The 21,806-nt window shown below is 34.5% G+C and carries 22 protein-coding genes; 15 read left to right on the forward strand and 7 right to left on the reverse strand.

Going from position 1 to position 21,806, the window contains the following annotated elements:
• The first annotated feature begins 82 nt into the window (after positions 1 to 82).
• From ONG75_RS06375 to tnpC, 11 genes are all read left to right on the forward strand, one after another.
• On the forward strand, positions 83 to 1,309 hold the full coding sequence (locus ONG75_RS06375) for a cytochrome b (protein WP_264376047.1): 1,227 nt from the start codon (positions 83 to 85) through the stop codon (positions 1,307 to 1,309).
• On the forward strand, positions 1,309 to 2,070 hold the full coding sequence (locus tag ONG75_RS06380) for a cytochrome c1 (RefSeq protein WP_264376048.1): 762 nt from the start codon (positions 1,309 to 1,311) through the stop codon (positions 2,068 to 2,070). The genes ONG75_RS06375 and ONG75_RS06380 overlap by 1 nt, the downstream gene beginning before the upstream one ends.
• Positions 2,071 to 2,155: 85 nt before the next feature.
• Positions 2,156 to 4,090 carry an excinuclease ABC subunit UvrB gene (gene uvrB / locus ONG75_RS06385; RefSeq protein WP_264376049.1) on the forward strand — a complete coding sequence of 645 codons (1,935 nt, stop codon included), beginning with the start codon at positions 2,156 to 2,158 and terminating at the stop codon, positions 4,088 to 4,090.
• A 306-nt stretch (positions 4,091 to 4,396) separates the two neighbouring features.
• Complete coding sequence (locus tag ONG75_RS06390) at positions 4,397 to 5,593, forward strand: MFS transporter (protein WP_264376050.1); 1,197 nt, start codon at positions 4,397 to 4,399, stop codon at positions 5,591 to 5,593.
• Positions 5,594 to 5,631: 38 nt separating this feature from the next.
• Positions 5,632 to 5,931, forward strand: a complete 300-nt coding sequence (locus ONG75_RS06395; RefSeq protein ID WP_007302154.1) for an integration host factor subunit alpha — start codon at positions 5,632 to 5,634, stop codon at positions 5,929 to 5,931.
• Positions 5,928 to 6,254 carry a MerR family transcriptional regulator gene (locus ONG75_RS06400; RefSeq protein ID WP_012481900.1) on the forward strand — a complete coding sequence of 109 codons (327 nt, stop codon included), beginning with the start codon at positions 5,928 to 5,930 and terminating at the stop codon, positions 6,252 to 6,254. Before ONG75_RS06395 ends, ONG75_RS06400 begins: the two co-directional genes overlap by 4 nt.
• Positions 6,255 to 6,306: 52 nt before the next feature.
• Positions 6,307 to 6,897 carry a murein hydrolase activator EnvC family protein gene (locus ONG75_RS06405; RefSeq protein WP_007302156.1) on the forward strand — a complete coding sequence of 197 codons (591 nt, stop codon included), beginning with the start codon at positions 6,307 to 6,309 and terminating at the stop codon, positions 6,895 to 6,897.
• A 4-nt stretch (positions 6,898 to 6,901) separates the two neighbouring features.
• Positions 6,902 to 9,361 (forward strand): leucine--tRNA ligase, encoded by a 2,460-nt coding sequence (leuS, locus tag ONG75_RS06410; protein WP_264376051.1) that lies wholly within the window; start codon positions 6,902 to 6,904, stop codon positions 9,359 to 9,361.
• 108 nt (positions 9,362 to 9,469) lie between these two features.
• Entirely contained in the window at positions 9,470 to 10,039 is a 570-nt protein-coding gene (locus tag ONG75_RS06415; protein ID WP_264376052.1) for a hypothetical protein, read from the forward strand.
• Positions 10,040 to 10,156: 117 nt separating this feature from the next.
• The gene (locus ONG75_RS06420; RefSeq protein ID WP_264376181.1) at positions 10,157 to 10,888 is read left to right on the forward strand and encodes a cell envelope biogenesis protein OmpA; all 732 of its coding nucleotides are present in this window, start codon (positions 10,157 to 10,159) and stop codon (positions 10,886 to 10,888) included.
• Between the two features lie 164 nt (positions 10,889 to 11,052).
• The gene (gene tnpC / locus ONG75_RS06425) at positions 11,053 to 12,435 is read left to right on the forward strand and encodes an IS66 family transposase (RefSeq protein WP_264375454.1); all 1,383 of its coding nucleotides are present in this window, start codon (positions 11,053 to 11,055) and stop codon (positions 12,433 to 12,435) included.
• Between the two features lie 58 nt (positions 12,436 to 12,493).
• On the opposite strand, the gene folD is transcribed toward tnpC, so the two are convergent.
• The 6 genes from folD to ndk form a co-directional block, all read right to left on the reverse strand.
• Complete coding sequence (folD, locus tag ONG75_RS06430; protein WP_264376053.1) at positions 12,494 to 13,381, reverse strand: bifunctional methylenetetrahydrofolate dehydrogenase/methenyltetrahydrofolate cyclohydrolase FolD; 888 nt, start codon at positions 13,379 to 13,381, stop codon at positions 12,494 to 12,496.
• Entirely contained in the window at positions 13,365 to 13,940 is a 576-nt protein-coding gene (locus ONG75_RS06435) for a UbiX family flavin prenyltransferase (protein WP_010406412.1), read from the reverse strand. Before ONG75_RS06435 ends, folD begins: the two co-directional genes overlap by 17 nt.
• Positions 13,933 to 14,190 carry a DUF2312 domain-containing protein gene (locus tag ONG75_RS06440; RefSeq protein ID WP_064085427.1) on the reverse strand — a complete coding sequence of 86 codons (258 nt, stop codon included), beginning with the start codon at positions 14,188 to 14,190 and terminating at the stop codon, positions 13,933 to 13,935. Before ONG75_RS06440 ends, ONG75_RS06435 begins: the two co-directional genes overlap by 8 nt.
• Positions 14,191 to 14,199: 9 nt before the next feature.
• Positions 14,200 to 15,477 carry an HlyC/CorC family transporter gene (locus ONG75_RS06445; RefSeq protein ID WP_029237684.1) on the reverse strand — a complete coding sequence of 426 codons (1,278 nt, stop codon included), beginning with the start codon at positions 15,475 to 15,477 and terminating at the stop codon, positions 14,200 to 14,202.
• 68 nt (positions 15,478 to 15,545) lie between these two features.
• Positions 15,546 to 16,724, reverse strand: a complete 1,179-nt coding sequence (locus tag ONG75_RS06450) for an aspartate aminotransferase family protein (RefSeq protein ID WP_015587994.1) — start codon at positions 16,722 to 16,724, stop codon at positions 15,546 to 15,548.
• A 122-nt stretch (positions 16,725 to 16,846) separates the two neighbouring features.
• Positions 16,847 to 17,266, reverse strand: a complete 420-nt coding sequence (ndk, locus tag ONG75_RS06455; RefSeq protein WP_149168695.1) for a nucleoside-diphosphate kinase — start codon at positions 17,264 to 17,266, stop codon at positions 16,847 to 16,849.
• 114 nt (positions 17,267 to 17,380) lie between these two features.
• Here ndk and ONG75_RS06460 point away from each other — a divergent pair, with 114 nt between their 5' ends.
• From ONG75_RS06460 to ONG75_RS06470, 3 genes are all read left to right on the forward strand, one after another.
• Positions 17,381 to 18,205, forward strand: a complete 825-nt coding sequence (locus ONG75_RS06460) for a hypothetical protein (RefSeq protein WP_264336351.1) — start codon at positions 17,381 to 17,383, stop codon at positions 18,203 to 18,205.
• Positions 18,202 to 19,155, forward strand: coding sequence for a ferrochelatase (gene hemH / locus ONG75_RS06465; protein ID WP_264376054.1), 954 nt, complete (start codon positions 18,202 to 18,204; stop codon positions 19,153 to 19,155). Before ONG75_RS06460 ends, hemH begins: the two co-directional genes overlap by 4 nt.
• A gap of 61 nt (positions 19,156 to 19,216) precedes the next feature.
• Entirely contained in the window at positions 19,217 to 20,017 is an 801-nt protein-coding gene (locus ONG75_RS06470) for a hypothetical protein (RefSeq protein WP_006014617.1), read from the forward strand.
• Here the strand turns inward: ONG75_RS06470 and gshA are convergent.
• A complete protein-coding gene (gshA, locus tag ONG75_RS06475; protein WP_010406439.1) occupies positions 20,014 to 21,168 on the reverse strand; it encodes a glutamate--cysteine ligase in 1,155 nt (384 codons plus the stop codon). The genes ONG75_RS06470 and gshA overlap by 4 nt on opposite strands.
• Before the next feature lie 82 nt (positions 21,169 to 21,250).
• Here gshA and hslV point away from each other — a divergent pair, with 82 nt between their 5' ends.
• The gene (gene hslV, locus ONG75_RS06480; protein WP_026092657.1) at positions 21,251 to 21,805 is read left to right on the forward strand and encodes an ATP-dependent protease subunit HslV; all 555 of its coding nucleotides are present in this window, start codon (positions 21,251 to 21,253) and stop codon (positions 21,803 to 21,805) included.
• Position 21,806: the final 1 nt, after the last annotated feature.

The raw sequence follows: 21,806 nt of genomic DNA on the forward strand, positions 1-21,806 counted from the left end.
ACTCTTTAAACTTAAACTTTTTATTGTTTATTAGCGTTAAATTGTTACAATACAATGAGTTAAGATGACAAAGCTTTAAGTTATGGAAGATGATAGCAAAAAAGAAATAATAGAAGAAAAAGGTATATTAGGTTGGATAGAGTATAGACTGCCTATATTTTCTTTTCTAAAACATACTGCTTCTTATCAAGTACCAAAAAATTTAAATTATGCTTGGAATTTTGGTTCTTTAGCTGGTATAGCGCTGATTTTACAAATAATAACAGGTATATTTCTTGCCATGCACTACACTCCGCATGTTGATCATGCATTTAATAGTGTGGAGCGTATAATGCGTGACGTAAGTTATGGATGGCTGATACGTTATACTCATGCTGTTGGGGCGTCGCTCTTCTTTATGGTGGTCTATGTTCATATCATGCGTGGATTATATTACGGATCTTATAAGAGACCGCGAGAAATGGTATGGTTTATTGGCATATTTATATTTTTTGCAATGATGGCAACTGCCTTTATGGGATATGTTCTTCCATGGGGACAAATGAGTTTTTGGGGTGCAACAGTTATAACTAATTTATTCTCGGCTATACCTTTAATTGGTGATAAAATAGTTATATGGCTATGGGGAAGTTTCTCTGTTGATAATCCAACGCTCAATCGTTTTTTTGCGCTGCATTATCTTATGCCTTTCATTATTATCGCTTTAGCTATGTTGCATGTTGTTGCTCTGCATAGGTTTGGCTCTAATAATCCAAGTGGAATAGAAGTCAGGTCAGATAAGGATACCATTCCTTTTTATCCTTACTATATAGCAAAGGACTGCATAACTTTTGGTTTATTTTTTATAATTTTATTTGCATTTGTTTTTTATGCCCCTAATTATCTTGGGCATCCTGATAATTATATAGAGGCTGATCCTATGGTAACTCCAGTACATATAGTGCCAGAGTGGTATTTCTTACCTTTTTATGCGATGCTGCGTTCAATTCCAAATAAACTTATTGGTGTACTTACCATGTTTGGATCTATTTTAGTGTGGTTTCTTTTGCCTTGGCTTGATAAATCAAAGGTTAAAAGTGGTGCTTATCGCCCATTATTTAAGAAATTTTTTTGGGTTTTTGCAATAAATTTTGCATTTCTTGCCTGGCTTGGGGGACAAGAAGTTAAGGAGCCTTACATTACTTTAAGTAGGCTCTCAACTCTTTATTATTTTTCATATTTTGTGATAGTTTTACCTTTACTTAGTAAGTATGAGAAACCAAAAAAATTACCAAAAACAATAAGCGATTCCGTTCCGGAGATGAAGTGATGCTGTTGGTTAAAGTTGCTGTATTTTGTATATTACTTCTCACTAATTCTTTGTCTGCAGAGGAGTTTAAACCTTTACCAAATAAGAAAATCGACTGGAGTTTTGATGGAATTACTGGATCTTTCGATAGAGAGTCAATTCAGCGTGGCTATAAAGTATACAAGGAAGTCTGTGCTGCTTGCCATTCAATGAATAGAATAGCGTTTCGTAATTTGCAAGATGTTGGTTTTTCTGAAGAGGATGTAAAACAAATTGCAGCCTCTTACCAAGTTAAAGATGGTCCGAATGATTTGGGTGAAATGTTTGATAGGCCGGGAGTGTCTTCGGATTATTTTATTGCACCTTTTGATACAAAAGAAGCAGCTGCAGCAAGCAACAATGGAGCAATTCCACCGGACTTATCATTAATTGTCAAAGCAAGACATGATGGTGCAAATTATGTCTATTCACTACTAATTGGTTATCAAAACGGTGAACATGATGAGAACGGTTTATATTTTAATCCATATTTTTCAACAGGCAGGTTAGCTATGGCACCACCACTCTCTGAAGGAATGGTAGAATATGATGGTACAAGGCAAGCCACAGTTGAAAATATGGCATATGATGTGGTAAATTTCTTACAATGGGCAGCAGAGCCAGAACTGGAGCGCCGACATAAACTTGGGCTAAAAATAGTGACATATTTTATAATTTTGACGGTGTTTTTTGTATTAACCAACAACAGGATTTGGAGCAGGCTCTATAAAAAGAAAAAATAGAGTTTTTTATGTTCATTCTTTCATACCTTATTTACACTAGCAAATGTATTGTATAGTAATAAATACATTATGAAAATATAAAGGTATGGAATTTCAAATAGTTACACATTTTCAGCCAGCTGGAGATCAACCACAGGCAATAGACAACTTAGTTGCAGGGTTAAATAGTAATAAAAGAGATCAGGTTTTGCTTGGAGTTACTGGTTCTGGAAAAACCTTCACTATGGCAAATGTTATTGCAAGAACAAACAGGCCTGCATTAATTATGGCACATAATAAAACTTTAGCGGCGCAGCTTTACGAGGAGATGAGAGGATTTTTCCCTCACAATGCTGTTGGATACTTCATTTCTTATTATGATTATTATCAGCCTGAGGCTTATTCGCCACAAACAGACACTTATATTGAAAAAGACTCTTTAATAAATGAAAGAATTGATATGCTACGCTATTCTGCTATATGCTCTCTTTTGGAGCGTAGGGACACGATTGTAGTTGCGAGTGTTTCTTGTATATATGGTCTTGGTTCGCCTGAGAGCTATCTCAGCATGACCTTGACTTTAAGTGCTGGAGATAAGATTCATGTTAATGACTTTCTGAATAATTTAGTTAATCTCCAATATAAACGTTCTGATGTCAGATTTGAGCGAGGATATTTCAGAGTGCGCGGCGATATTATTGATATATTTCCTGCCTATTATGAAAATAAAGCTTGGCGTTTATCATTGTTTGGTGATGAAATAGAGGAAATTTCTGAGATTGATGCCATGAACAGCAATATTATCAGACGCATAGATACAGTCACCATTTTTCCAAATAGCTATTACACTACATCACGTGAGACTCTTTTGCAAGCAGTTCAATTGATTAAAAAAGAACTACATGAACGCCTGGATTATTACTATTCACAGAACAAAATTGTTGAAGCAAAACGCCTTGAGCAGCGTACTAATTTTGATATTGAAATGATGATGGCAACGGGAGTGTGTAAAGGTATTGAAAATTATTCGCGTTATCTTTACGGAATGAAAGCCGGAGATCCACCGCCTACATTGTTTGAGTATTTACCTAAAGATGTAATTTTATTTGTTGATGAAAGCCATGTAACCGTTCCCCAGATAGGTGCAATGTATAGCGGTAATGAAGCACGTAAAAAGAAATTGATAGATTATGGTTTTAGGCTACCTTCTGCTTTTGATAACCGTCCATTAAAATTGGAAGAGTGGGAGGCAATACGGCCACAGACTATTTACGTTTCGGCTACTCCAGGAAAATATGAATTAGAAAAGACTAATCACGCATTTATAGAGCAAGTTATCCGCCCAACAGGACTGACAGATCCCATCTGCACCATAAAACCAACAGAGAGTCAGGTTGATGATGTGATTCACGAGGCGCAAGTAACAATAAAAAAAGGATTTTGTATTCTAATTACCACATTGACAAAAAAAATGGCTGAAAAGCTAGCTGAGCATATGAGTGAGCTCAGTATGAAAGTAACTTACCTACATTCAGATATTGGTGCACTGGAAAGAATTGAAATTATATGCAAATTAAGATCTAAAGAAATAGATGTTCTTGTTGGCGTTAACTTGTTGCGGGAAGGTCTTGATATTCCCGAGTGTGGATTGGTTGCAATTTTAGATGCTGACAAAGAAGGGTTTTTACGATCAGAGACTTCGCTCATTCAAACGATAGGTCGTGCTGCACGAAATGTTGAAGGCAGAGTAATTTTATATGCAGACAAAATTACTAATTCTATGGATCGTGCACTGAAAGAAACTGAAAGGAGAAGAAAGAAACAGACAGAGCATAATACACTGCATAATATTGTACCAAAAACTATAATAAAGCCTATATCAAATACTTTACGGGAAAAAGTGGTGATTGAGGATTTTAGTCAGAATGATCTAAGCAGTTTGAAAAAACAAATGTTGAAGCATGCTGAAAATTTAGAGTTTGAAGAGGCAGCAAAAATAAAAAGTATTATTGAAAGGTTTAATAATAGATCCACTGCATAATTAGAAAAAAGATGAATAATTAATAGCTAAACTGACTTTGATTTATCAACAATTTGAAAAAACATCATCTAAGTGGCAGAAAAATGAGCCAGTTCATGATAATTTCAAATTTTCACCTTTTATCTTATAGGTAATGATTGTTGAACTTATTTCTTTCTTGAGATTATGTACAGACTCTAACAAATTAAATCTCACAACAAATTTGTTGTTTCATAGCTTTTATATCATACTATAATTGCAACTGTTTTAACAATAATCAGAGCCTAAAAGAGGTTTATTATCAATGGACTATTTATAAAAAATCTTATGGAAAATAAAGCTTGGTTCATTTGGCTAATCAGTAACTTGATTGTTGTATTCAGCAATATGCAGATAATCTACACCTTTATAAGCGTGAATCTTGAAAAAGAACTTGGGCTCACAATCGCGCAAGTTGCACTAGCTAATTCAGCATATACTTGGACTTTTGCTATCTCACAATTTTTTAGTGGGGCAATGTTTAATGTTTTTTCCAGCAAAAAAATTTATTTTTTCTCATTGTCAATCATGCTCTTTGGTTTTTTTGTCCTTATCAAGAGTGACAATTTTGCCCATTTAATTTTATCTCAATTTTTGATCGCAATTGGAGCATCGTTTGGTTTTATTGGCGCTGCTCATGTAAGTAGCACATATTTTCCCCTTACTCAATTTGGACTGATGTTCTCACTAGTGCAGACAATTTCAAGTCTTTCTGCTTTGATGATTCAAATGTGCTTCTCTAGCTTGCTTGCCGAAGGTGCAGATTGGAAAAATCTTATTGTATGCGTAATATTATTTGGCGTATCGATATTTGTACTTATGTTTTTTTATCCGAAAGGACTTTCAAAAAAAAATTTGGGGGAATACACAATAAAGAGCTCTATAAAAACAGTAATATGTTCTGTACTAACAGTGCTAAAATTAAGAGATATCTGGATAACCTCAATAGTGGGTGCTATTACTTTTGGAACATTTTTAGCGCTTAATATGCTGTGGGCACCAAGGTTACTAAGCAACTTAGAACTCAATACAATGGAGTTAGGTGTGGCAACTGCAATATTGTGGCTTGGTCTTGCAGTTGGTGCTCCAATTGCAGATCTAATCTCAAATCTATTTAAAAATAGAAGGCACGTAATCTCTGCTTTTGCCACATTGCAAAGTATTTCAGCTATTATTTTACTATGCGGTAATTTAACAGTTCATATTATATACTTTTGTATGTTAATGTTTGGTTTTTTTGCAGGAGGACATATGCTTAATTTTACTGTTGGTAGTGAGATTGTTGAGCAGAAGTATATTAGCACATCATCATCCATTATCAATGGATTTATGTTTGTTATGAGTGGAATTTTAGTGTCAATTTTAGCACTTTTTTCAGATCATCAAATGGCGCTTTTCACAATATTTGCAATGTTAACATTTGCTAGTATTTTTAATTATGCTACAAAAGAAACATACTATAAAAATAAAGTAGCTGAATCTTGAGTCGATTGTTATATTATATTAACATACTGTAATAAATTATGACAACAAAAGACACAACAGTAACTAAGGCAACAATAGCTGAATGTATAAACCAGGAAATTGGATTATCGAAAGAAGACTCTATTGCAATAATAGATGATATATTGGATGAGATAAAAACGAGCTTAGCAAAGGATGGAATAGTAAAAATATCTTCATTTGGAACATTTTTGGTTAAAAACAAGAAAGAAAGACCAGGAAATATACCAAAGACATCGGAAAGGGTAGTAATTAAAGCGAGAAAATCAATTTCTTTTAGACCTTCAAAAATGATGAAGAAATTAATAAACAACCGATGAATAAGGAAAAATTATTTTACACAATTGGAGAAGTAGCTGAAGAACTACATTTGGAGCAGCATGTTTTAAGATTCTGGGAAAGTCAATTCCATCAAATTAAACCCATAAAACGGAAGGGAAGAAGACTATATGATCATAAGTGTATAGAGGCAATAAAGAAAATAAAATATATGCTATATGACAAAGGATATACAATAAAAGGAGTACAAAAGGAATTTGGTAACGATGTAAGAATTGATCATTATTCAAGAAATTTGTTGAAAGAACTTACCGATTTAAGAGACTATTTGACTGATAAAATAAATGAAGAAAGTAATAAATAGACGAAAAACACTATAAAGTTTTGTGAAAGTTGATATATCTAGAGATAAGTGTATGTGTCGTATAGCCTTGTTCTTTATATTATCAGCAATACTGATAAGCTGTGGCCTGCAAAAACCTGCACCTGTACTACTTAAAGGCGAAGAATTTTATGGGAAAAGAGACCTAGAGTACACAAGGGAGTATCATTTGATTAAAGAAAATGTTGATTCTTCGCTGCGAAAAGAAAGTAGAAAAGCCTTTGTAGATAAGGTATATAACAATAATGCACAAAGCATGTGTAAATTTGTAATACCGGTTAAAGGTGCAGTTACCTCTTCTGATAAAATATGTCAAGATGGCATAAAAATTACTGCTCAAAGTGGAACAAAGGTTATTGCTTCTGCACCTGGCAAAGTAATATACGTAGGCAAAGGCCTGAGGTGGTACGGAAATTTAATTATAGTGGAACATAAAGATAATTACATGACTATGTACTCCTATTTAAAAAACATACAAGTTGAAATTGGTGATAAAGTAAAACAAGGTCAAGTAATTGGATCTGCAGGTAAATCAAGCACACAAGATAAAGATCCGCAGATGTGTTTCACAATAAGGCATAATGGTCAAGCAGTCGATCCTTTAGTACATATAAACTGTGATTGAATTTATGAAATATGATTTTAAAAACGTTGAAAAATTCTACCAAAATAAGTGGGATTTTTCTGTAAGCAAAGATAGTAAAAAGAAGAAATGTTACGTGTTGGAAATGTTTCCATATCCATCTGGTAAGATTCATATGGGGCACCTGCGTAACTATGCAATAGGAGATGTTATAGCACGTTACAAGAGAGCTCATGGATTTGAGGTTTTGCACCCAATTGGCTGGGATGCGTTTGGATTACCAGCTGAAAATGCAGCAAGGGACAATAATATTAACCCTGCAGCGTGGACAAAAGAGAATATAGACAATATGCGTGCACAGCTAAAATCTATAGGTCTTTCCTACAATTGGAATCACGAGCTTTCCACATGTGAGCCTGATTATTACAAACACGAACAGAAATTTTTTCTGGATTTTTTAAAGCATGGTCTTGCCTATCGAAAAGAGTCGTGGGTTAATTGGGATCCAGTGGACCAAACAGTGCTTGCAAATGAGCAAGTGGTTGATGGAAAAGGATGGCGATCAGGTGCAGTTGTTGAAAAACGTAAGTTATTCCAATGGTTTTTAAAGATTACTGATTTTGCTGAAGATTTGCTTCATTGTCTGCAAAGTTTAAAAAATTGGCCAGAAAAAGTCAAAACTATGCAAGAGCGCTGGATAGGAAAATCTGAAGGGGCAACTATAGATTTTGAAATAGTTGGCTTGAATAAGAAGTTAAAGATTTTTACAACTTCTCCTCATACTTTATTTGGAGCTTCTTTTCTTGCAGTAGGAGCAGAGCACCCTATTGTACAAGACCTTAAGGACAAAGAAATAAGAGACTTTATTGGTAATATGAAGGCAAAGGGGGAGAATGATGAAAAAATTGGAATTTACACTGGACTGAACGTCAGGCACCCATTTCTCGACAAGGAATTACCAATTTATATAGCGAATTTTGTGTTGATGGAGTATGGAGAAGGTGCGATTTTTGGTTGCCCTGCACATGATCAGCGTGATTTTGAATTTGCACAGAAGTATGGTTTACCGATTATTCCTGTAGTTTGTGAAGAGACCACAGAGATCTTAAAAGAACCGTACTTCGGTGATGGAGTGATGTTCAATTCTGAATTCTTAAACGGACTAATGATTAATGAGGCAAAAAAAGTAATCATAAAAAAACTTGAAGAAAAAGGAATAAGCAAAAAAACAGTAAACTACCGTTTGCATGATTGGGGAATTTCAAGGCAACGTTATTGGGGATGTCCTATACCTATTATACATTGTAAAGATTGTGGAATTGTTCCAGTTCCAGAAAAAGACCTCCCTGTTGTTCTACCAACGGATGTAGAATTTACAAGTGGTGGTAATCCCCTGTATAAGCACCCAACCTGGAAATTTGTTGATTGTCCAAAGTGCGGAAAGCAAGCAGAACGTGAAACTGATACATTTGACACTTTTTTTGAATCTTCTTGGTATTTTGCTGCATTTTGCAGTGAAAATAAATCGATTAATAAAGATACTTGTAATCGTTTTATGCCTGTTGATTATTACATAGGTGGAATAGAACATGCAATTCTACATTTGCTTTACTCAAGGTTTTTCTGCCGTGCTTTAACTAAATGTGGCTATTTTGACGTTAAAGAGCCTTTCTCTACTTTAATCACTCAAGGAATGGTCTGCCATATAACTTATAAAGATGAGAATGGCAAATGGCTCTTTCCCGAAGAAGCAAAAGAGTTGATTGCGAAGGGTGCTAAGATCCAAGTTGGAAAAGTCGAAAAGATGAGTAAGTCAAAGAAGAATACAGTTGACCCAAACTTTATCATAGAAAAATACGGTGCTGATACTGCTCGTTTGTTTGTATTATCCGATACCCCCCCAGAAAAAGATATGGAATGGTCTGATGATGGCGTGGAAGGTTGTTTTCGCTACATAAATAAATTGTGGCGTATGGTAGTGCAACTTAGGCCCGTAAACATACACTATGACAATGAAAACATTGTAGGTAAACTCCTAGAGGACAGAAAAAAAATCCATAAACTATTGCAAGGGCTTACAGATGACTTGGAAAACTGCAGATTAAACTGTGTGGTAGCAAAGTTTCGTGAAATGACAAATTTAATAGCTGCAATAGACGTAAAAACTGGAAAATCTCTTATTGATGAAGGTATATGCATACTAATCAGAGTAATTGAGCCATTCATGCCACACCTGGCTGAAAATTTATGGCAAAAAATAGGAGGCGAAGGTATGCTATATCTAAAGCCTTGGCCACAAGCTGATGAATCACTACTAATTGATAATATGGTAATTGTGGCAGTGCAGATCAATGGAAAGTTGCGTGCGACCATCAAAGTAGCAACTGGTTTATCTCAAGAAGAATTGAAGAAAATAGCAACAGATTCTGTATCTAACAAAATCGATCAAAGCAAAATTCGCACTATATATGCTGTACCAAATAAGGTAGTAAACATAGTTATATAAAAATTTTGAGTAGCATGTCCCTAATTTCGTAGGTATACTTTTTTTGATATGAGGTTATATCTTTTTTAATATAAAGGATATATACTTGTGCATTATATATTTTTTTGTATGGGTAGTTATATGAAAATAAAAGGATTGTGTGTTTTAGCTGTTTTGCTCACTTCATCTCTAGCAGGTGCAGCTAGTAATAAAGCAGCTAGTAATAGTGCAAAAGAGCAGTACTACGCAGGTTTAAACTTTGGTGGTGGATGGGGCACTGGATTAAAAATAAAACCTGGCTTAGTTTTTGGTTATAATTATGATAAAAGCTCTAAGTTTGAACTTGAGATTCTCACCGACGTAAGTGATATGTTTGGTAAGGCAACCAAGAAAATGGGAGCTAGTTTATTAGCAAATTACCGTTATTATCCTGACGTTGACATTGATCCTGTGAAACTATATGTCAGTGGAGGTTTAGGAGTACATCTACAAGTATATCCTTTTGACATTGTTGGCACTGAAACACTAGATAAAATACTGGGTGCTATTTCGTACAAACTGAAGGTTGGTGTTGATTATGAAGTTGCTCCACAGATAGTTGGTACAGCTGCTTTAACCGTAGGCGGGCAACTGAGTGGTTTAAAAGCAAAACAAATACCAGATGCGATGCTGGAAGTAGGAGTACGTTATAGTTTTTAATGCTGGATGGCATTGTGTACATGTTTAGGTGTAACCATAAGCAATGCTCAAAACTTGCTGCTAGCATGTTTGAACACTTATTTTAGTATGTTTTAAGGAATGTTACATATGAGTAATATGAAAATGAAAAAATTGTTTGCTATATTGCTTGCTTCATCTTTAGCAAGTACAGCTAGTAGTAGTGCAAGTGAGTTAGAAGATCGGTACGAAGATCGGTACGAAGATCAGTACTATGTAGGTTTAAACTTTGGTGCTGGATGGGGTGATACTTTTAAAATGAAACCTAGCGTTGTTTTTGGTTATAATTATGACAAAAATTCTAAATTTGAACTTGAGGTTCTTGCCAACATAAGTGATATAACTGATAAACAAAAAAGGAAAGTAGGAGCTAGCTTGTTGGCGAATTACCGTTACTATCCTGATCTTGAAATTGATCCCATTAAATTATATGCCAGTATAGGACTGGGTGGATATATCCAAGTATTGCCTTCTTTTGGCTTCGGTGGCAGTAGTACAGGTGAAACTACAGTCAAAAATGTTTCAGATAGTGGTAATTCAGGTGAAATTGTGAGTAAAGGTGGTGGAAAAAACGATAAAAAAGGGAAAGAGAAAAAAGAGAGTCAAGAAGATCCAGATCTACTAGCTGCTGATAAAACGTCTGATCCATCTTTAGTAGACAAAATACTGAGTTCTATTTCCTATAAACTAAAGGTAGGTGTTGATTATGAATTTACTCCGCAGATAGTTGCTACAGTTGCTATTGCTGCAAGTGGGCAATTAAGTGCCTTCAAGCCACCAGTACAAATACCAGATGCAATCATAGAAGTAGGCATACGTTATAATTTTTAATGTTCTAAATTGCATATTTCTTGTAGTGAATAAGATAATCCTGCAAAGAGGTTTGCTATTTGGATAAAAATTCGATGTTATTATCTGTATCCGTTCAGCGGAGTGGCAGAATAAGGTAGACAAGGTGATCTAAAAAGATAATCATAGAGCAAAAGTGAGGTAATGTGGTAAACCTTTTAGAGCTTTGCAAAAATTTACAGCAAAAAATAGAAAAGTTAGAAGCAAAAATAGAAAAGCTGGAAAGGGAGAATGAAAGTTTAAAAGCAGAGAACAAGGCTTTAAAGATAGAGAACGCTGAATTAAAGGAAAGGCTTGGTTTAAACTCGAAAAATTCATCTCTACCAAGCTCTAGAGAGTTGTACAAAATAAAAAAGGACAAGCCAAAGAGCGACAGAAACGTTGGTGGTCAGGTTGGTCATAAAGGAAGTTTTCGCGCCAAAATGGATGCAGATGAGGTGATAAAAGTAAAGTTGTCATCTACTTGTGAATGCGGAGGAGGGATTGCAATATGCAATGGACCGTACATTCATCAAAAAGTTGATCTTCCGGAAATTAGGCCTTATGTAGTGGAATATCAGATGGAGCATGGTCGTTGCCGGAGATGCGGAAAAAGAAGAAGCAGTAAGTTACCAGAAGGTGTTACGTCAGATACATTTGGTCCAAGGGTTAAGTCAATAATTGCAGCGTTCAGCGGATTCTACAAAAATTCAAAACGCGAAATAGCGAGTGTCGTAAATGATATCTTCAATTTGAACATAAGCGTCGTTAGCATATCAAATAGTGAACATAGAGTTGCTTCAAAATGCAAAAAAATGTATGAGCAGATCGAACAAGAGATAAGTAGGAGTAAAGTTCTACATATTGATGAAACGAGCCATTATAACAAAGGTAAACTCGCTTGGTGTTGGATGTTTGCAAGCAATACGGCAAGTTTTGTGAAGTTGACAGAGTCAAGAGGAATGAAAGTTTTAAAAAATAACGCATGCTGCAATCATAATAGCTTAGTGGTAACCGACAGGTACGCAGTATACAATTACTTTGCTGATGAAAAAAGGCAAATCTGCTGGGCACACTTAGCAAGGGATTTTGAAAGATTAGCGCATAGTTGGAATATTGAAGTCAAAGTTCTTGGCTGTTACTTAAGAAATGTAGCTACTGAATTATTTGCACTAAAAAAGGCTTTGCTAAAAAATGAGATAGATGTTTTTAGATTTGCCAGACGTGCCAGAAAGTTGCGAAAACGTACAAGGTATTACTTGAAGGAAATATCCTACTTACCTGAAGCAATTGGAGCCTCTCGAGTTGCGAAAAATATTTTGAAATCTGAAAGAATGATGTGGAATTTTTTAGATGACCCAAAAAACATTCCGCTGACAAACAACCATGCTGAACAGCAGATACGGCATTATGTCGTTTACCGCAAAAATTCGTATTTTACACAATCAAAGCGGGGAAATGCATTCCTTGAACGGATAATTTCGTTATACTTAACATGGAAACAAAGGGGTCTCAATCCTTTCCAAAACCTCTTATCTATTGTTTCTTAAACCACTCTCCTGAACGGATACTATTATCTAGAGACGGGTATCTATTTTTCTTATGCCCTCAATTAATGAAATCAGAAGCATCAACTCCCCGCTGCAAGCAAGCAGCAATTACAGTGTTCATCATAAGAAATGCTATTGTCATCGGGCCAACTCCACCAGGCACTGGAGTAATAGCTTTGACTTTTTCTTTTACTCCCTCAAAGTCAACATCACCCACAAGCTTACTTTGATTTCCTATGTTAATGCTATTTATGCCAACATCGATCACTATTGCACCTTTTTTTATCCAATCTGCTTGAACAAAATTTGGCTTTCCAACTGCTGCAACTACTATATCCGCTTTAGAGCAATAATCAGCTAAATCCCTACTTTGTGAATGCAAGATGGTAACAGTGCAATTTTCTTGCAACAATAGGTGAAACATTGGCTTACCCACAATATTTGATCTGCCAATGATTACCACATTTTTACCGGACAGATTATTTTCAACTGACTGAATTAAATGCAAAGAACCTTTGGGAGTACAAGGTATCAGACAATTTTTTTCACCTTTAACTAACCTGCCAACATTCTCATCATGAAAGCCATCTACATCTTTTTCAACACTTACTGTATTAATTATTCTGCTTGCACTGATGTGCTTTGGTAAAGGTAACTGAACTAAAATTCCATGCACAGATGAATCTTCATTTAATGTATTAACTTTTTCAATCAATTCATCTTCTGAGATACTATCAGGCAAAACAATAGTTTCAGAACTTATGCCTATTGATTCTGCTTTTCTTTGTTTATTACGAACGTAGACCTGACTTGCTGGATTGCTACCCACAAGAATTACTTTAAGACAAGGAAAAACATTATACTCTTTCTTTAAAATATCAATTTTTTTTGATAGCTCCTCACAGAGATCATTTGCTATTTTTTTACCGTTAATAATAATTGACATTTCCTTGCCACTCCTTGAAGTCAGGTAATGCAATATCAAATAAATTCAATACTTTACCAACAGCATGATTTACAATATCATCCAAAGATTTTGGTTTAATATAAAAAGCAGGCATCGGCGGAGCAATAATTGCTCCCATCTCCGTTAGTTTTAACATATTTCGGAGATGTCCAAGATGTAGTGGAGATTCTCGCACCATAAGAACTAATTTTCTTCTTTCTTTTAGAGTTACATCTGCAGCCCTTGTTAATAGATTGGAAGTCACCCCCGATGCTATTTCAGACATTGTTTTCATAGAACATGGAGCAATAACCATACCTGAGGTTTTAAATGAGCCGCTTGCTATTTTTTCTCCTATTTTTTCTTCAGAATAGTAAAAATCTGCAAGCGATATAATATCTTCAAGTTTTTCTTTAATCTCATGAGCTATAGTTATTTTTCCAGCACTGCTGATCACTAAATGAGTTTCATGATTGGTATTTTTTAGTGCCTCTAGAATCCGTACACCGTAAATAGAACCAGATGCTCCACTTATTCCAATTACAATCCTACTATTCACCTTCGTAATTCATTCCCAATGCACGTTTGTAGGTATAAAGTAATATTTCCTGTTCCTCCCTGTCATCATCATCCATCTTTCTTAGCCTAATAATCTGTTTCATCACTTTTATATCCCAACCTTCATCTGCAGCTTTTGCATATACATCACGGATGTGATCTTGCACATCCCTCTTTTCTTGTTCAAGTTTTTCGATTCTCTCTATATAGCTCTTCAAATCTTCAGCCGTTATTTTTACTGTATCTTCCATAGAACCCAACTAATTAATTGCTACTACAGTATTATCAGTTTTTACTTGTACTTCAATCATAGTAATAATATTTTTATCTTTTTTTAAAATCTTAAAGTAAAAACCGTACATGGAAAACTCTTCATTTTCTTCAGGAATGCGCTCTATCTCGTTTACAATCATACCTGCTAGAGTTGTAGCTTCTTCATCAGGAAGATCCCAATGTAACTGTCTATTAATATCCCTAATAGTAGATTTTCCTTCTATGTGATACATATTATCGGATATCTTTTTTATAAAATTCTCTGTGATCAAATCATGTTCATCTGAAATTTCTCCAACTATTTCTTCCAGTATATCCTCAAGAGTTACGATTCCCTGTAGTGCTCCATACTCATCAATAACAAATGCAAGGTGTTTCCTGTTTTTACGGAAGTTGTGAAGTTGTACACTGAGTGGCGTACTTTCTGGTATAAACCAAGGCTTTGACATAACTTTGGCAATCTCTATTTTATTATCCTTTTCACGCAAGGCATTTATTAGATTTTTCACGTGAACCACTCCAACAATATTATCTGGTTCTTTTTGCCATAAAGGTACTCTGCTATGGCTACTGGTTAAAATCTCTCTTATTAACTCTTCTTTGTTTCGATCTATATCAAGAGAAAATAAGTTTCTCCTGTGGGTCATAATTTGTGATATTTCTGTCTCAGCCAAATCAAGTATACTATTTAGCATATCTAAATCCTGTTGTAACATAGTGCCCTCACTGCGGTGAAGAGTAATCATATTACGCATTGCATCTGCTGCAGATATTACCTCCCTATTCTTATGAAGCCCACATAACTTCAGAATGATATTGACAATAAACTGAATGCCTAATGTCAATGGAGAAAGAACCTTGACAAAAAACAGCATAAAATAAGCAGAAAGTAATGTAAATTTTTCAGGATTTTGCATGGCGTAAGTTTTTGGTAAAACTTCACAAAATAGCAAAATACAAAACGTCATCATGAACGTTGAAAGAAATATGCCCTCACTCCCAAAAGAATTTATAAATATTACTGTAAATAAAGCAGAGCAAGTAATGTTAATAATTGTATTACACAGTAATATTGTTCCTATTGTTAATTCTTTTTTACCTAACAAAAGCTCTATTATCTTGGCTTTTTTGTTACCTTCTAGCTTTAGTTTATTCACTCGGGATCGGCTAATTGAGGTTAACCCTATTTCTGCTCCTGAGAACAAAAACGATAAAATCAATAAGAAAAAAATTGCTGACAATACTGAAATCAATAACCAATCCATTAAAGTATGATGTTATTGCGATATAGAAACAGAGTCGATTTTATATGTTGTAAGAAGCATTTGCAAGTCTATATATCTTTAATATAAAAAAATAAATCATGAAATATATCACACACTGCATTCACATGCATATTCTCAACAACAAGTGGAGGAGTTATTCTTATTACCCTATTATTTAAAATTTTAGTCATTATTAAGCCTTTGTCAAGAGATTGTTTAACAATTTTATCAGCCAAAGGTACTCTAAGCTCTATCCCTATCAATAAACCCTCCCCACGAACTTCTGAAACGATCTTCGGAAATTCTTCAGTCAAAGGCAACAACTTTTCTTTTAGATATTTACTGACCTTCTTAACATGGTCAAAAAAGCCTTCCTTTAGCATTACATCGAGTACTGCATTACCAACAGTCATGGCAAGTGGATTACCTCCATAAGTTGACCCATGAGTTCCTGGAGTGATTGCTTCTGCTATATAATCTTTTACTAAACATGCAGCCAAAGGAAATCCATTACCCATAGCCTTCGCACAAGTGAGCATATCAGGTTCAACTCCTATATTTTGATAGTAAAATAGAGAGCCAATCCGTCCATATCCGCATTGCACTTCATCAAAGCATAAAATTATTCCTTGAGCTTTTGTTATCTCTCTTACTTTTTTAAGATACTCTACGTCCAATGGATGTACTCCGCCTTCACTTTGTATGGGCTCTAAAAATATGGCAGCTGTTTCGCTATTGATTTTCTTTTCTAATGCTTCAATGTTATTTCTTGGAACTTTATCAAAACCAGAAAGGAGTGGAGCAAAACCTTCGCGTGATTTTTCATTTCCCCCAGCTGAAATTGCAGCAATACTGCGGCCATGAAAACCTCCTTCAATTGTAATGATGTGACTGCGCTTTTCTTGTCCATTTAAGTAGAAATAGCGGCGAATAAATTTAATTGCAGCTTCTGTTGCTTCAAGTCCACTTGAGCAGAAAAAAACTTTATCGGCAAAGGTAAGTTCTGTTAAACGCTGAGCAAGCCTTTCCTGCTGAGGAATAGTAAAAATATTAGAGCAGTGCCATAATGAATCCAGTTGCTCCTTCAGTTTATCTGTAATGTATGGATGACAATGCCCTAGAGAGGTTGTAGAAATTCCTGCAGCAAAGTCTAAATATTTTTTACCATCCTTATCGAAGAGATATACTCCTTCTCCTCTAACTATAGAAGCTTCAGATCTATTATAAGCGTTAACAACATGATCCATTTTAAATATTATCTATACTGTGCATGAAAAAGCTTTCCCTTAATATTGCTTAAACTAAAAATTGGGCTAATATTATACAGTTCAACATAAAATTCAGAAATTTAATATGTAAAAAAGTAAAACTACACCAATTCACATTCAGCAAAAAAGAAAGCTATTTCTCTATGAGCATTCTCTAGACTATCAGAACCATGCACTCTATTTTCACTAATATCATCAGCAAAATCACCCCTAATTGTACCTTTATCTGCCTGCTTTGGATCTGTAGCACCCATGATTTGCCTGTATTTACTGACTGCATTTTCACCGATTAAAACTTGAACTATCACAGACCCAGAAGTCATAAATTCCACCAACTCTCCAAAAAAAGGCCTATCCTTATGAATTTCATAAAACAGCTCTGCTTGTTTTTTTGTCAGCATCATCATTCTTTGTGCTATAATTTTTAGTCCAGATTTTTCAATGTAAGAATTTATACTGCCTGTAATATTATTTTTTACTGCATCAGGTTTTAATATTGAAAGTGTTCTCTCAATTGCCATATTATTTCCTTATATTAAGATCGTATATTTATAGATTTATTTTATTATAAACTTTGATTTGATAAAAGCAATTTTTCACTTATAGTTAAGAATAAACCATCAAGGAGGTGTTTTATGGGGTGTTGTAATAAAAAAAACAACAAACCAGTCGATCCTAATGTTAAACAATCAATTGAAACTACACTTACTGCTAAAGAATGGGTTAATCAATTCAAGTCATCAATTTTTTGTGGGACAAAAGGATTTTTAACTTTTAATTTGGCATTTTTGAGTTATTTAGAGTATAGCTTACACAATAATACAAAATTAAAAGAAGGCGCTGTTTTTGCAATAAAAAGGAATACTATTCCATTTTTCGAAATGGCTATCATAGTGCCATTTGTTTGTCTTGCATTACCATCTATGATAGGTGGGATGAACCTCATGCATTGTGCGCTTATATGTGCTGCACTGATGGTTGCAACATGTTTTGTTGTGAGAACCTTTTACTTGCGTGAAAAGTTATTGAAAAAAATGACTAATAATGAAAATTATACCGAGGAACAAATAGAGCAGGAATTTAAGAAAGACACTATAAAATTTCCTATCTTTGATAAAAACAGACAGCATATTGAATATAATTCTCCTAATCCAGGACAACTAATGAATGAAAGTCCTCCCTCTCTTTTTGTTAAGGTTTTACTTTTCCCCCTTACGATTTTTCTGAAGGCTCTACAAAGCTGCATAATGATATCTTTGGCTGCTGTTGAACTTCTTGAAGCAGTGCCAAGTTTTTGTGTTGATGTGGTTTTCGATAGAGGCTTTGCATCTACACAGAGTAACATGAAGAGATCTGCTCATCTATTGTATGCCAGTGTAAGAAATTTAGTGCCTGTAACTAAACTTGATGAGTGTGTAGCTGATTTTATAGGCAAACCTGAAGAAAGGTGCTGTCAGTGAAGAAGGCAGTAATCTTATTTAACCTAGGCGGACCTGATTCACTAAGTGCGGTCCGTCCTTTCTTATTTAATCTTTTTTACGATAAAAGAATAATAAATCTACCAAATCCTTTTCGCTTCCTTTTAGCAAAGTTTATCTCCAAAAGGCGAGAAAGTACTGCACAAGAAATATACGAGCACATTGGAGGTAAATCGCCAATCTTGGAGAATACAAAAGCACAAGCTGATGCTTTAGAACTAAAATTAAATGAAGATGGAAACCATGTGTATAAGATATTCATCTGCATGCGTTATTGGCATCCATTTGCTGATGAAGTTGTTAAAAGCGTAAAGCAATTCAACCCTGACGAAATCATTCTGTTACCACTATATCCGCAATATTCAACCACCACAACTCTATCATCCATAGAGAATTGGCAAAAAAATGCCAAACTGGAATGTAACACAAAAACAATTCACCATTATTATGACAATGAAGACTTTATTAAAGCTCATGTTAATCTGACGTCTAAATATTATAAATTAGCTAGCAAAATCGGTAAGCCAAGAGTCCTATTCTCGGCTCATAGCTTACCTCTTAGTATCATTAAAAAAGGCGACCCTTACGCTTCACAGATAGAAAAAACAGTAAAATTAATAGTAAAAAAATTGAATATTGAAGATCTTGATTGGGGAATATGTTATCAGAGTAAGGTTGGCCCTGTAAAATGGTTGGAGCCTAGCACTGAAAGTGAGCTATCACGCGCGAAAGACGATAATATACCTGTAGTTTTATCACCTATATCTTTTGTTTCTGAGCATTCTGAAACACTGGTTGAACTTGATATAGAGTATAAAGCAATTATCAAAGACGGATATTACTTTCGCGTACCAACTCTCAGTACTGATCTCTTATTTATCAAGTGCTTGGCCGATTTATGTTTAGATCACTCTCAAAGTACTGATTTATAGCACTTTTCTTTTTAGATTTTTATAGTATAATATTAAAAAGTTATGATTTTATTATCTACTTATGCCAAAAGGTAAGCCAAATACATTTATAGAAAGTATACATGATGCTCACAATCATGATATTAGAAAGATGTATTGTATTGCAGTAGGTTTAACAGGCATATTGTGTAAAATTTCATTGCAATTCTGTTGCGAGTTTATTGATAACAACAGATCCAATATTTGTACTATATTAGATATTTCTAAGTTCATAAAACTACCAACATCAATAATATTTGCTCTTCACTTTGGTCTCAATTTAGCTGGATATAAATCTAAAAAACTTCAGAATGGTAAAGGGGGAAATGAACCTGAAAAACCAATACAGGTTGTGGGTAGCTTAGCCTTCTTGGCAAACTGTGTCATAGGAATATTGATGCAGACAAAAATCATTCATTTCTTAGCTAGAAACAACAAGGATGTAATAAGTTATATTAGCTTAACATCAGCAGTTCTATTTCTATTTTCAGAATGCATAAACTGTTATTATACATGGAAGAAGTATCTAGATAATAAGGATTCTGAAAAGTCTGCTAAATATGGCAAAGAAGTTATTTTTAGCACATTCGCTTTGTCATTGGGCTTGTTAAGCTTCATATTAAAAAGAATGGAACTTCCAACCATACCAATAGACTTGGGTGGTGGCATAATCTATAATTTCAACTTAACTGTTACGGTCAGTTTGATACTAAGCATAGCATATCTAGTATCAAACATCGATAAGTTTGTCAATCAACCTAATAATGGTACTGATCCTTCTACTGGACTTGATGACGCTCACCATATTCAGCATAATGGCAGCATTGTAGAAATTAATTATTAGAGATGAAAAGACTTAATTTCTACTGCCAATGCTAGCACTGCTAATTTGCTAACAATATTCCAAAGTGGCAAAGTTTTATTTTCTTGGCTGATGTCATAAAATTCACAGTCAGTGGAATTCAAGCTAGAATATACATCTTTCCTGCTATTACATCGGTATAAGTAACATGTTGGAGTATCTCCTATATAGTATATTAGCGGTTCTGCAGAACTACTTTTAAATATGTCAATAGTTGGTACACCTTCTTGTATAATAACACTATTGATTGCTATTCCTTCTTTTATCTTTTTCATTTTATGACGCTTTTTTTTATTGAGATTTAATATTTCCTTTCCACTTGTTGCTGTTATAATGCCCATTCCATATGTGCCATTGCTTGCTTTGATAAAAACGTAAGGTTGTGTTTTTATTTCATATTCCTCATATTTTTTTTGCACTAGAGATAATATTTGGTCAACTTTAGTCGCTACTGCTCCTAGTGATGAATCATCATTAAAGTCAACTCCATTACAGCTTTCTGTAAGCACAGAAATAAGCCATGGGTCCATTTTAAATTCGCCACAAAATTCGGACACTAATTTTTGATAGATTTCAAAATATTGAAATTTCTGCCTACTGTGCCAGCCATATAATGGACTTGGCACTATCTCTTGTTTTACGTTTTCTAGCGTGTCTGGAATGTGGCTCGTCATATCACGATTCAGTATAATAATATCAGGCACAAATCCTGAAGTTGTCTTCAGCAAAGAGTTTTCTTTCACAACAGTTTCATACTGTTCTATTAAATTGTACGTTTCATTATGAAAGAGGCCAATTCTAGTTTCAAAACCTGCGAGTTGCAGTACCTTTTCTATAGCAAATACATTTTCTATATACATTTTATTTCGTGTGTAATTCTCCGGTATTATAAGGGCCTTTTTATATTGTTTTGTTTCGAAGTAGCTTTTTATCAATTTTGCTGCTATCGCTTTTGATACTTCACTTAGGTTATTAAACCCTGCAGGAAATAAATTGGCGTCTACTGGAGCAATTTTGTAGCCTGAATTCCTAAGATCTATGGAGCTATAAAATGGTAATGTAAAACCATTAAATTTTGTTTTGAACCAATTATTTATATCTTTTTCCAGATTTGGATGAATTATGTTTTGCATCTACACTTTAAATGTTATAAGAAAAGTACTATATTATAAGTTATAATCTTAATATAATATAACGAATTAAAATAACAAAAAAATGATTCATCATGACAGCAGTAAAATGTATGGTACTACTATACTGTCAATTAGAAGAGACAAAAATGTAGTAGTAATAGGTGATGGGCAAGTCTCGCTAGGCCATACCGTTATAAAATCTGGAGCAAAAAAAGTTAGGCGTCTTTCTGGTGATTCCGTAATTGCCGGTTTTGCTGGAGCAACAGCTGATGCATTTACTCTCTTCGAAAGGCTAGAATCTAAACTTGATAAGCACCCAGGACAGTTAATGAGGGCATGTGTTGAACTTGCAAAAGACTGGAGAATGGATAAATATCTAAGAAAATTAGAAGCTATGATGATCGTGGCAGACAAGTCCATTTCATTGGTCATTACAGGAACGGGTGATGTTCTTGAACCTGAAGATGGCATTGCAGCCATTGGCTCTGGAGGAAATTTTGCTTTATCTGCAGCAAAAGCTTTGATTGACGTTGAAGGAATATCAATAGAGGAGATTGCAAAAAAGGCTATGAAGATAGCTGCCGATATATGTGTTTATACAAACCATAATCTAATTATTGAAAAAATAAAGGAGTAAT

It is taken from the genome of Wolbachia endosymbiont (group B) of Sphaerophoria taeniata, from assembly GCF_947179355.1.
Taxonomy (GTDB): domain Bacteria; phylum Pseudomonadota; class Alphaproteobacteria; order Rickettsiales; family Anaplasmataceae; genus Wolbachia.